The organism is Streptomyces sp. 8N706, from assembly GCF_052245415.1.
In the GTDB taxonomy this organism is placed as follows: Bacteria; Actinomycetota; Actinomycetes; order Streptomycetales; family Streptomycetaceae; genus Streptomyces.
Genome location: NZ_JBQQBW010000167.1, coordinates 1 through 11,397, shown reverse-complemented (window position 1 = coordinate 11,397; position 11,397 = coordinate 1). Strand labels below are relative to the sequence as shown.

The window sequence follows — 11,397 nt, the reverse complement described above, 5'->3', positions numbered from 1 at the left end:
GCAACAGACAGGTGGGGACGGCCAGCACCACGGCCACTCGGCCGCGAATGGTGCTCCAGCCGGGCAGCATGCGTGCGTGTGTGCCGGTTCCCGGCTCGACATGGCCCCTCACCCCCACGACCTTAGGGAGCGGCCGCCAGCCCCTCATTTCCCCTTCGTAAGGGGCGAGTTGCGCTCCGCTCACGCCGAACCGGCCGGCCGGTGCGGGCGGTGCCATCCGTCCGTAACACGGGCGACGGACAGGCCGCGGCCCGCCCTCCCCTGGGGGCAGGGCCGGCCTGTCGGGTCGGGCCAGGGCGCAACCGGGGGCAGGCGTCGATCCCGTCCGGAGCAGACGTCGAACCGTCCGGGGCAGGCACCGGCGGCGCGTCGGACCGCCTTCAGCTCTCGTCGGACCGAGCCGCCGTCGTGTCCGCCCCCGCGGCGATCGTCTCGGTCACCTCGGCCGTACGGGCCGCCTCCTCCTCGGCGAAGCGCTGTCTGTCGAGCGTCTCGGCCATCTCCTCGTCCTGGGTCATCAGCAGGTCGAGGTTCGAGTCGCCGAGGTCGAACACCCCCATGTCCACGTACGCCTTCTGAAGGCGCTCGCCCCACAGCCCGATGTCCTTCACACAGGGCACGATCCGGCTGAAGAGCAGCTTCCGGAACAGGTGCAGAAACTCCGACTGCTCGGTGAATTCAATGGCCTCCTGGAGAGGAATGCCGAAGTTCTCCAGCACCTCCGCGCCCCGCAGCCGGTCCCGCATGAGATAGCAGCCCTCGATCACGAACTCCTCGCGTTCGCGGAGTTCGGCGTCGCTGAGCTGCTGGTAGTAGTCGCGCAGCGCCATCCGCCCGAAGGCGACGTGCCGGGCCTCGTCCTGCATGACGTAGGCGAGGATCTGCTTCGGCAGCGGCTTGTCGGTGGTGTCACGGATCATGCCGAAGGCGGCCAGGGCCAGCCCCTCGATCAGGACCTGCATCCCCAGATACGGCATGTCCCAGCGCGAGTCGCTGAGCGTGTCACCGAGCAGGGCCTGGAGATTGTCGTTGATCGGGTACAGCATCCCGACCTTCTCGTGCAGGAAGCGGCCGTAGATCTCGGCGTGCCGGGCCTCGTCCATGGTCTGGGTCGCGGAGTAGAACTTCGCGTCGAGGTCCGGGGCGGACTCCACGATCCGCGCCGCACACACCATCGCGCCCTGTTCGCCGTGCAGGAACTGGCTGAACTGCCACGACCCCATATGCAGCCGCAGCTCCCCCTTGTCGCGCTCGGTCATCTTGCCCCAGTACCGGGTGCCGTAAAGGAGCAGCGACTCGTCCGGGGTGCCGAGCGGATCATACGGATCGACCTCCAGATCCCAGTCGATCCGCCTGGCCCCGTCCCACTGCTTGTCCTTGCCCTTCTGGTAGAGGGCGAGCAGTCGGTCCCGGCCGTCGTCGTAGTCCCAGTCGAAGCGGGCGGCTCCCGAGGCCGGCACCTGCCACAGCTCGTCTCCGGGATCCTGCACATAGAACTCGCGCGTCGTCATCGACGCCTCCTTGCCTTACGGACACCCGTACCGGGGCGGATAGTTGGCAGGCTCACACGTTGATTACCGCCGAGTCAACGAGTTGGGCGCAGGGGATTGACGGCCTTGCTGACAAGCAGTCTCATAAGGGATGACCCCGTGACGCCGGCCGTCCGAGGGCCGCCCCCCGCACGCCCGAACGCGTCCACCACCCCTTACCGCGCCGTCCGGCGCGCCACTCCGGCCCCGCCGCCCCACGCTCCGCCCCACCCCCTACAACCGAACAGCGAGGTGCCCTCAGCGATGACAACCACGCCAGACAGCGTCGCGCCCGAAACCGTCACCCTCCGGGACGGGCTCGGGCCGCTCCGGGACCGGGAACAGGTCGCCCAGCGGCTGCTCGACTCCTCGGCGCACCACTCGTTCGACCCGGACGCCGAACTCGACTGGGACGCCCCGTTCGAGGACGACAAGTGGTTCTGGCCGCCGGAGCTGGTCTCCCTCTACGACACCCCGCTGTGGCGGCAGATGTCCGAGGAGCAGCGCAAGGAACTCGCCCGGCACGAGGCCGCGTCGCTCGCCTCGCTCGGCATCTGGTTCGAGATCATCCTGATGCAGCTGCTCGTGCGGCACATCTACGACAAGCCGGTCACCAGCGCGCACGTCCGCTACGCCCTGACCGAGATCGCCGACGAGTGCCGGCACTCCACGATGTTCGCGCGGCTGATCCAGAAGGCCGGCTCACCCGCGTACCCGGTGACCCGGCTGCACCACCAACTCGCCCGTGTCCTCAAGACGGTCTCGACCACGCCCGGTTCGTTCGCCTGCACCCTGCTCGGCGAGGAGATCCTCGACTACATGCAGCGGCTGACGTTCCCGGACGAGCGGGTCCAGCCGCTGATCCGCGGCGTCACGCGTATCCATGTGGTGGAGGAGGCGCGCCATGTCCGGTACGCGCGCGAGGAGCTGCGCCGCCAGATGGTCTCCTGTCCGCGCTGGGAGGCGGAGCTGACCCGGATCAGTGCGGGTGAGGCGGCCCGGGTCTTCTCGCTCGCCTTCGTGAACCCGCGGGTGTACACGGACGTGGGACTCGACCGGCGGGCGGCCGTGGCGCAGGTGAAGGCGAGCGTGCACCGGCGCGAGGTGATGCAGACGGGGGCCAGGCGGCTGACGGACTTCCTGGACGAGGTCGGGCTGATGCGCGGGGTGGGCCGCAGGCTGTGGCGGAGCTCCGGGCTGCTGGCGTAGCCGGCCCGAAACGGGCGGGGCAACGGCCGGGCCCCCGGGATCGGCCGCTCGCCGCCCGCGCGGCCGGGCGCCCTACGGCCGTACCCGGCATCGAACCTCGGCCCCCGGCCCCGGCCCGGACGCCCAAGCCTTACCACCCGGCTCCGCACCACCCGGCCGCGACGCCGCCGCCGTTCTGCCCGGCCCCGGCCCGATACCGCCATACCGTTCCGACCCCGGCGCCGTCCCGCCCTACCACCCGGCCCCGTACGCCGTACCGCCGTACCACCCGGCCCCAGCCCCGGCACCTGTACCGCCGCGGACCGCCCGGTGCTGCACCACCGTCCCGCAAGACCGGTCCGGGCCGCGTCCGTGGTCACAGGGCGGGCGACCCCGAATCCCTGACCCCCGGCTGGAGGGCCTCGGTCGAGCCGGGGCATTCCCCTCCTCGGCGGCCGGGGCGTCCGCCGTGCGGTCGCCCGGCCTGCTCACCCCCCGGGAAGACGGTTACGCTGCGGGATATGACTGGCAGCGGAACCGCCCCAACGGCCCGGTCCCCCCGCACAGGCGGCAGCGGCCACGACGTCGCGTACCGCAGGATGACCGTCGAGCAGCGCCGCGCCCAGTTGCTCGCCGCCGCACTCGGCCTGTTCGCCCACCGCGCCCCGGAGGACGTCTCGTTGGACGACGTCGCCCACGCCGCCGAGGTCTCCCGCCCGCTCGTCTACCGCTACTTCCCCGGCGGCAAGCAGCAGCTGTACGAGGCCACGCTGCGCAGCGCCGCCGATGAGCTCGAGCAGTGCTTCGCCGAACCGCAGACCGGCCCACTCACCCGCCGTCTCTCCCGAGCCCTCGACCGCTATCTCGACCTCGTCGACCAGCACGACGCGGGCTTCACGGCGCTGCTCCAGGGCGGCAGCGTCTGCGAGACCTCCCGGACGGACGCGATCGTCGACGAGGTCCGGCGGGCTGCGGCCGAGCAGATCCTGCTGCATATGGAGGTACCGGAGCCGGGACCGCGGCTGCGGATGATGGTGCGCACCTGGATCACCGCGGTCGAGGCGGCCTCGCTGATCTGGCTGGACGAGACCGCCTCCTCCCCCAGGGACAGACAGCCGTCCGCCGGCGAACTGCGCGACTGGCTCGTCGACCACTTCCTCGCCCTGCTCACCGCCACCGCCGCCCGCGATCCGCAGACCGCGCGGGTGACCTCGGCCGCGCTGGCCCTGGAGAACGCGGACGGCCCGGTGGGCGCCCTCGCCCGACGGGTCATCCCCCTGATGGGCGACGCCGCTCACCTGCTGGACGACGAGCCGCGGGGCAGCGGCCCCGGCACCGGCGGATGAGGACGGCGCGGTGAGAAGCGAGGAGACCCCGTTCGTCGGCGGACCCCTGGACGGCAGGGTGCTGCCGGTGCTGGTGGGGATCATGGGACATCCGCCGAAGGTGTACGAAGTGCCGGTGCCGGCCCCGGACGGCGGGGAGCCGACCGTGCACATCTATCTGCGGGTCCCGGCCGGTCACTCCAAGCGGCTGGGCCTGCAGCGCGGCTGGAGGTACGCGTACGCGCCGGAGGGCCGCCCCTCGAGCGGCGGCCTCAAGTGGCCCTGGTCCAAGCCGGGCTGACGACTCGTAGGCAGAGAGTTTTTTGACGGGCCTCGGACGGCCGTAACACGCCGCACGGGGCGGGACGCGGGGGAAGGTACCGACAATACGACCATCTCTGAAATATGGTCATGGGATGGGCAAAGCGCCCAGCGGCAACGCACTGACACCCATGAGCACCGGAGGTGAGTCCGTGTCAGGACGGTTCGCACGGTCGGTCCGCACGGCGGCAGTGGCCGCGGGCGCCGCGCTGGCGGTGTCCACGCCACCGCCACCCTCCGTCGCGGCCCCCGCCGACCCGCCGGTCCGAGAACTGCTGACGCAGCTTCAGACCTACTACCGGGAAGCCGAGGAGGCCGGGGAGGCGTACAACGCCACCGAGGAGCAGCTCAAGGAGCAGCGAAGGAAAGCCACGCAGCTGGGCAGCCAGCTCGCGTTCGTCCGGACGATGCTCGCCGAGGGCCGGAACAACGCCGGACGCCTGGTCCGCGAGCAGTACCAGGGCTCGACGGGCAGCCTCTCCCCCTATCTGAGGCTGCTGCTGAGCCGCCGCCCGCAGACGGTGCTCGACGAGAGCCATCTGATCCAGCGGGCCGCGGGAGAGCGGGCGGCGGCCGTGATCCGCCTCGAACGGGGGGAGCGACGCCTCAACGGGCTGGCGGGTGAGGCCCGGGCCACGCTGGACAGGCAGCAGACCCTGGCGGAGCGGAAAGTGCGGCAGCGGGACGCCGTGCGCAGCCGGCTGGACGAGGTGGAACGGCTGCTCGCCTCGCTGTCCCCGGAGCAGCTGGCGCAGATCGGCCGACTGGAGCGGCAGAAAGTCGACACCGCCCAGCGGGCCCTGAAGGGCTCGGGCGCGCTGAACCGGGAGAGGACTCCGTCGAAGGCGGGCCTCCGGGCGGTCACCTACGCGGTGAAGCAGATCGGCAAGCCGTACGCCTGGGGCGCCGAGGGGCCCGACTCCTTCGACTGTTCGGGGCTGACGCAGCAGGCCTGGGCCCACGCGGGCCGGTCGATCCCACGCACCAGCCAGGAGCAGTGGAGGCGACTGAGGAAGGTCCCGATCGACAGACTGCGCCCCGGCGACCTGGTCGTCTACTTCCCGAAGGCCACTCATGTGGCCCTGTACATCGGCAACGGCACGGTGGTGCACGCACCGAGGCCCGGAGCGGCCGTGAAGATCTCGCCGATCGCGGCGAACCCGCTGCTGGGGGCGGTACGGCCGGATGACGGCGAGCGGCCGATGAAGACGTACGTCCCCCCGGACCTCCCGGAGGCCGCGACGGGAGAGGACGACACCGGGTACAACTACACCGCTCCGGCGAAGGACTGACGGCGCTCGGGACCGGGTGCCATCGAGGTGGGGTCCGGGGGCCCGCCCGGCCGCCGTCCGGGTCAGGCCGGGGGCCGGCCCGGTCGCCCGGGAAGGCCGTCGCGGTACGGCCCGGCTCCACGCGAGGCCGGGCCGTACCGCTGCCGTCCGGCCATGCGGGCCGGGGGGAAGGACCTCAGCCCTGGGCCTGCGCCGCCACCTCGCCGAGGTATGCCTCCGCCTTCTCCGGCTCGTAGAAGAAGTTCTCGAAGTCGGCCGGGTCGTTGAAGCCGTTGGCGAATCGGTCGGCGACCGGCTGGAGCTGGCCTGCGGCACCGATCAGGTTCAGGATGTGCTCCGGCGGCGGGGCCAGCATCGCGTTCGTCCACTTGGTGACGTGCTGGGCCGTCTCCCAGTAGCGGTCGAAGGTGGCCTGCATCCAGGCCTCGTCGAACGGCTTGTCGCCGTGCTCGACGATGCTCGCCAGATACGAGGCCGCGCACTTCGACGCCGAGTTGGAGCCCTGGCCGGTGATCGGGTCATTGGCGACGACCACGTCCGCCACGCCCAGGACGAGCCCGCCGCTGGGCAGTCGGCCGATCGGGTGGCGCACCGTGGGGGCGTACCGGCCGGCGAGGGTGCCGTTGGCGTCCGTCAGCTCCACCTTGGTGGCGCGCGCGTACTCCCAAGGGGTGAACTTCTCCATCAGCTCCAGGGTCAGAGCCAGATGCTCGTTCGGGTCCTTGATGCCGTCGAAGACGTCGAGCGGCCCGCCGGGGATGCCCTCCCAGAAGAGGATGTCGCCCCGGCCGGAGTTGGTGAGGGTGGGCATGACGAAGAGCTCGCCGACGCCCGGCACCAGGTTGCAGCGGACGGCATAGTAGTCCGGGTGTTCGGGGCGCGGGCCGAGCCCGTGGACGTAACTCACGGCGAGCGCCCGCTGCGGGGTGTCGTACGGCGAGCGGGAGGCGTCGCGGCCGAACATCGAGACCAGCTCACCCTTGCCGGCCGACACCATCACCAGGTCGTACTTCCGCGCGAAGAAGTCGAGGTCGGAGACGGCCGCGCCATGGATGACGAGCTGACCGCCGCGCTGGCTGAACGTCTCCATCCAGCCGGCCATCTTCACGCGCTGGTCGACGGACTGGGCGTAACCGTCGAGCTTGCCCACCCAGTCGATGAGTCGCTGTGATTCCGGTCCCGCGACGGAGACGCCGAGGCCCTCGATCCGGGGGGCCTGGCTCTCCCAGAAGTTGATCTGCAGATCACGCTCGTGCTGCAGCGCGGTGTGGAACATGCACTGGGTGGACATGACCCGGCCGGCGCGGATCTCGTCCGCGGTGCGGTTCGACATCAGAGTGACCTCGTAGCCCTGCGACTGCAGGCCGAGGGCGAGTTGGAGACCGGACTGGCCGGCCCCCACGACGAGTATCTTCCGCATGACTGGGCTCTCTCTCACACTTAAACGGGAACGATGTGTTCCGAAGCGGGGCCGAGGCTACGTCACTGAGGAGCGACGTCAAGGGCGTGGCCGACGAGGTCCAGAAGTGACTCGACGACGCTGATCCGCTGCCGCGCGTCCATGATCACTACGGGGACCTGCGGCGGTACGGACAGCGCGTCGCGCACGTCCTGGACCGCGTAGGCCCGGGTCCCCTCGAAGTGGTTGACGGCGACGATATACGGCAGTCCGCAGCTCTCGAAGTAGTCGAGCGCCGGGAAGGAATCCTCCAGCCTGCGGGTGTCCGCCATGACGACGGCGCCGATCGCACCGCGCACCAGGTCGTCCCACATGAACCAGAAGCGCTGCTGGCCGGGGGTGCCGAAGAGATAGAGCACCAGGTCGGCGTCGAGCGTGATCCGTCCGAAGTCCATGGCGACCGTGGTCGTCAGCTTGTCCGGAGTCGCGGCGATGTCGTCCAGATCCGCACTGGCCTGCGTCATCACCGCCTCGGTGGTGAGCGGGGTGATCTCCGAGACAGAGCCGACGAACGTCGTCTTGCCGACGCCGAATCCTCCGGCTACCACGATCTTGGTGGCTATGGGTGCACGCGACCGGTCCGTCTGCCAGCTCTGCAGGCCCTCCTCGGTGGCCGCCGCCGCGGTCATGGTGTTGGCGTCAGAGCCTGCGAAGTCCACTCAGCACCCTTTCGAGCAGCGCGCGGTCGGGCTGGCCGGTGCCGTGCCCGGAGCCGTAGACGCGGATCTTTCCCTGGTCGGCCAAGTCGCTGAGCAGCACGCGGACCACGCCCAGCGGCATCTTCAGCAGCGCGGAGATCTCGGCGACCGAGCGCATGCGGCGGCACAGCTCGACGATCATCCGCATCTCCGGCATCACGCGGTCGCCCCAACCGCCGGAGGTCAGTTCGGGCCGCTCCTCCGGAGCGTCGAGCGCCGCCACGAAGGTCTCGACGAGCAGCACATGGCCGAAGCGGGTACGGCCGCCGGTCAGCGAGTACGGGCGTACGCGGGCAGGTTTCCGGTCCGCGCTGCGTGTCGGCAGCTTGGGCGAGGAGGTCACTGATCCCTCTCCATGGACTTGCGCAGTTCGCTGCGGAGTTCGGGGGTGAGGACATGGCCGGCCCGGCCGACGAACAGCGCCATGTGGTACGCGACCACGCTCATGTCGCAGTCCGGGGTGGCGTGCACCCCGAGCAGCGAGCCGTCGCTGATGGTCATGACGAAGAGGCTGCCGTCCTCCATGGCGACCATGGTCTGCTTGACGTTGCCGGCATCCATCAGCTTCGAGGCGCCGTTGGTGAGGGCGGCGAGGCCGGAGACGATCGTGGCGAGGTCCGCACTCGACCCCTTGGGGCCTTCTTGGATCTCGCCGGCCTGCGCCGCTGCCTGCCCCGGGTCGGAGGAGAGCAACAGCAGTCCATCGGAGGAGACCACCGCGACCGAGTGGACGCCGGGCACCTCGTCGACCAGATTGCTCAGCAGCCAGTGCAGGTTCCGGGCCTCATGGCTCACCCCATAACTCGAAGTGGCCTGCGGGCCCGGGCTGGGTTTGGTATACGCGTTCAACCGCGTGCCTCCTCGACTGTGCCACCCTCGTCCAGCGCCCCCGTCTGGTGTTGTCCGGTTCGTTCTACGATCTCGGCCTCCGCATCACGGCGGCCGTTCCGGCTTCCCTGCTGGAAGCCACCGAGCCGACGGCGCAGGGCATCGGCGTCGACGGAACCGGTGCGCTCACGCTTGGGGCCGGTGGGGGCGACGGTCTTCGGCGTCCGTTTGGGCAGCCCCTTGTCCGTGACGCGTTCGCACGGGGGCGCCGTCCCGTCGGACCGTTCCTCTTCCGGCCGTTCGGCCTGTCCGGCGCGCTCGGCGGTCTCTCGTACCGGCCCGTCACCCAGGACGCCGGCGGTGCCGCTGTCGGGGACCCGCTCCCACGTGGGCGCCTTCGGTTCCTCACGCCCCGGGAGCCCGGTGTCCTGCCCGGGGACCTGGGCCAGGCCGGCGTGACGACCGGTGTCCGGGCCGCCCGACGGGTGGTGCGGGTGCTCCGCTGCCCGGGCGGCATCGGCGGTGTCCGGCGCGGGAGAGTCCTCGGCCTGCCGGGGCAGGCGGAGGGGCTGCGTCGGCTGGTCGACCCGGCCCGCCGGAGCGTCCGTGGCACGTGCGTGCTCATCGGGGCCGATGGCGTACGGGCCACTCGCGTCGGGTGTGAAGGGCGGCTGCCCGCCCGGCGCCGTGGGACGGTTTCCGCCGTCGACCGGGTCACCGTCCGGCTCCGGGAACCGGCCGCTGCCGGCTTCGGCCTCCGCGACGGCCCGCTCGGCGGCCGCCACCAGCGGATCGTCGGACGTCAGGGCCAGAGGTGCGGGCTCGGGCGCCGCCGGGTGGTTCGGCTGAACCTGCGGGACCTGCCGCTGCTCCTGCGGCTCCGGCGAGCTCTGCGGCAGCTGCTCCGTCTGCGGGCTCCGCGGTGCCCACGGATCCTGGGCGGGCGCGGGCTGTGATCCGAGCGGGTCCGGGCCGGGGGACGCCTGAGCCGCCGCGTGGCTCGCGGACTCCGGCTCCGCGGCGCTTCCGTACCCGGGTGGGGGGACGTCGTCGAAGTCCGCTGCCGGGTCCGTGGCTCCGGCCGCGGGAGCGGCCGTGTCCTGCACAGGAAGGACCGGTTCCTGATCGGGCAGGTCCTGTTCCTGCGGGGCAAGGACCGGTTCCTGAGCGGGGAGGCCCTGTTCCTGCGGGGGAAGGCTCGGCTCCTGCGCCGGGACGCGAGGCTCCTGCTCCCCGGTGGCAGGCTCCTGCGCCGGGGCGGCCGGCTCCGGGGTGACGGCCGGCCCCGGCGGGAACTGGGAGTCGAGCGTGGCGGGGGCACGCCGCGGAAGAGCGTTGGAGTTGGCCTCCGCCACCGAACCCGGAAGGTTCACCGCCGGGGCCGTCCCCTTGCCGGGCGACGGAGCCCCGCCCGCACCGGTCGGCGCCGGGCGCGTGGGCAGGATCGACTTCGGGAGGACGACCACGGCCGCGATCCCGCCCTGCTTCTGCTCGCGCAGCTGCACCCGGACGCCGTGCCGTGCCGCCAGCCGGCCCACCACGTACAGCCCGAGCCCGAGAGCGGAGCCCTCGTCGGGGGTGGGGGTCCCCTCCTTCGGGTGCGGGTCGGCGAGGAGGGCGTTCAGCTCCTCCATCCGCTCGGTGGTCATCCCGATGCCCTCGTCCTGGACGGAGAGCATGACCTCGCCGCTCTCCAGCAGCCAGCCGGAGAGCTCCACGCTCGCGTCCGGCGGGGAGAACGCGGTGGCGTTCTCCAGGAGTTCGGCGACCAGGTGGCTGATGGCGTCGGCCGCGAAGCCCGCGATCCGGGCGTGCGGCGGCAGCGCCTGGATCTCCACGCGCTCGTACCGCTCGATCTCACTGATCGCCGCGCGCATCACGTCCAGCAGCGGCACCGGTCCGGTGTGTCCGGTGCCGTGTTCGGCCCCCGCGAGGACCAGGAGGTTCTCGCTGTGCCGCCGCATCCGGGTGGCCAGGTGGTCGAGCTTGAAGAGGGTGTCGAGCCGCTCCGGCTCCTGCTCGCTGTCCTCCAGCCCCTCGATGACGCCGAGCTGCCGCTCGACGAGGGTGAGGGTCCGCAGGGCGAGGTTGACGTGACTGCCGTGCACCCGGTCCTCGATGCCGGCCAGGTTCGCGGTGAGCTCCCGCTGGGCGCGCAGCAGTTCCTCCCGCTGGTCCGCGAGACGCTTCCGCTCGGCGACCAGCCGGGTGCGGTCGTCGCCGAGCTGTTCGGTGCGGCCGTGCAGGCGTACCGCCGCCTCCCGCAGCTCGTTGACGGCCTTCACCACGTCGGCGAACTCGTCGTTGCGGCCGGTGTACCGGACCGGCTCCTCCGCGACCGGGTCGGCCGCGACCCGGCGCGCGCCCAGCCGCAGCACGGCCAGCGGCCGGGTCAGGGAGCGGGCGGCCGACATGCTGATGCCGACGGCGAGCAGCAGACAGACGACGACCAGGGCGATGCGCAGCTCCAGCGTGGTGACGTCGTTGTCGCGGACCTCGGCGAGCCGGGTGGCCTCGGCGTTGGTCAGCGCGGACTCGGCGGCGCGCATCCGGTCGATCCGGCCGGACAGGGCCGCGTCGACACGGTCCTTGTCCAGCGCGAGGTCCTGGGAGGACAGCTGCGGCTGGTCGGTGAGGCGGACGAGGTAGCGCTCGGCGGTGCTGACCTCGGTGCCGTTGACCGTGTTGGCGTAGCGGTCGACCGCGTCCTCGGGGGCCGTCTGGTCGAAGTCGGCCAGGGCCGCCTGCTCCTGTACG

At 71.6% G+C, this 11,397-nt stretch carries 10 protein-coding genes; 4 read left to right on the top strand and 6 right to left on the bottom strand.

What is annotated here, in order from left to right; genetic code table 11:
• Nucleotides 1-380: 380 nt before the first annotated feature.
• The gene (locus ACTWQE_RS32370; RefSeq protein ID WP_443332660.1) at nucleotides 381-1,511 is read right to left on the bottom strand and encodes a ferritin-like domain-containing protein; all 1,131 of its coding nucleotides are present in this window, start codon (nucleotides 1,509-1,511) and stop codon (nucleotides 381-383) included.
• A 282-nt stretch (nucleotides 1,512-1,793) separates the two neighbouring features.
• Here ACTWQE_RS32370 and ACTWQE_RS32365 point away from each other — a divergent pair, with 282 nt between their 5' ends.
• The 4 genes from ACTWQE_RS32365 to ACTWQE_RS32350 all read left to right on the top strand — a co-directional run bounded on the left by ACTWQE_RS32365 (nucleotide 1,794) and on the right by ACTWQE_RS32350 (nucleotide 5,655).
• The gene (locus tag ACTWQE_RS32365; RefSeq protein WP_443332659.1) at nucleotides 1,794-2,738 is read left to right on the top strand and encodes an AurF N-oxygenase family protein; all 945 of its coding nucleotides are present in this window, start codon (nucleotides 1,794-1,796) and stop codon (nucleotides 2,736-2,738) included.
• A gap of 500 nt (nucleotides 2,739-3,238) precedes the next feature.
• Nucleotides 3,239-4,063, top strand: a complete 825-nt coding sequence (locus ACTWQE_RS32360; protein ID WP_443332658.1) for a TetR/AcrR family transcriptional regulator — start codon at nucleotides 3,239-3,241, stop codon at nucleotides 4,061-4,063.
• A 10-nt stretch (nucleotides 4,064-4,073) separates the two neighbouring features.
• Complete coding sequence (locus ACTWQE_RS32355; protein ID WP_443332657.1) at nucleotides 4,074-4,343, top strand: hypothetical protein; 270 nt, start codon at nucleotides 4,074-4,076, stop codon at nucleotides 4,341-4,343.
• A 172-nt stretch (nucleotides 4,344-4,515) separates the two neighbouring features.
• Entirely contained in the window at nucleotides 4,516-5,655 is a 1,140-nt protein-coding gene (locus ACTWQE_RS32350; RefSeq protein WP_443332655.1) for a C40 family peptidase, read from the top strand.
• A 175-nt stretch (nucleotides 5,656-5,830) separates the two neighbouring features.
• On the opposite strand, the gene ACTWQE_RS32345 is transcribed toward ACTWQE_RS32350, so the two are convergent.
• From ACTWQE_RS32345 to ACTWQE_RS32325, 5 genes are all read right to left on the bottom strand, one after another.
• Nucleotides 5,831-7,075: a styrene monooxygenase/indole monooxygenase family protein gene (locus tag ACTWQE_RS32345; protein ID WP_443332654.1), complete on the bottom strand. Its 1,245-nt coding sequence runs from the start codon at nucleotides 7,073-7,075 to the stop codon at nucleotides 5,831-5,833.
• A 62-nt stretch (nucleotides 7,076-7,137) separates the two neighbouring features.
• Nucleotides 7,138-7,743: a GTP-binding protein gene (locus tag ACTWQE_RS32340; protein WP_443332661.1), complete on the bottom strand. Its 606-nt coding sequence runs from the start codon at nucleotides 7,741-7,743 to the stop codon at nucleotides 7,138-7,140.
• A 10-nt stretch (nucleotides 7,744-7,753) separates the two neighbouring features.
• Nucleotides 7,754-8,155, bottom strand: a complete 402-nt coding sequence (locus ACTWQE_RS32335; protein ID WP_443332653.1) for a DUF742 domain-containing protein — start codon at nucleotides 8,153-8,155, stop codon at nucleotides 7,754-7,756.
• A complete protein-coding gene (locus tag ACTWQE_RS32330; RefSeq protein WP_443332652.1) occupies nucleotides 8,152-8,661 on the bottom strand; it encodes a roadblock/LC7 domain-containing protein in 510 nt (169 codons plus the stop codon). Before ACTWQE_RS32330 ends, ACTWQE_RS32335 begins: the two co-directional genes overlap by 4 nt.
• Nucleotides 8,658-11,397 (bottom strand): ATP-binding protein (locus tag ACTWQE_RS32325; protein ID WP_443332651.1); only part of this gene is annotated, 2,740 nt, incomplete at its 5' end. The genes ACTWQE_RS32330 and ACTWQE_RS32325, both read right to left, overlap by 4 nt.

Coding starts and splice junctions, on each gene's coding strand:
- ACTWQE_RS32370 (WP_443332660.1), bottom strand. CDS start 1,511: ATGACGACGCGCGAGTTCTATGTGCAGGATCCCGGAGACGAGCTGTGG.
- ACTWQE_RS32365 (WP_443332659.1), top strand. CDS start 1,794: ATGACAACCACGCCAGACAGCGTCGCGCCCGAAACCGTCACCCTCCGG.
- ACTWQE_RS32360 (WP_443332658.1), top strand. CDS start 3,239: ATGACTGGCAGCGGAACCGCCCCAACGGCCCGGTCCCCCCGCACAGGC.
- ACTWQE_RS32345 (WP_443332654.1), bottom strand. CDS start 7,075: ATGCGGAAGATACTCGTCGTGGGGGCCGGCCAGTCCGGTCTCCAACTC.
- ACTWQE_RS32340 (WP_443332661.1), bottom strand. CDS start 7,743: ATGACCGCGGCGGCGGCCACCGAGGAGGGCCTGCAGAGCTGGCAGACG.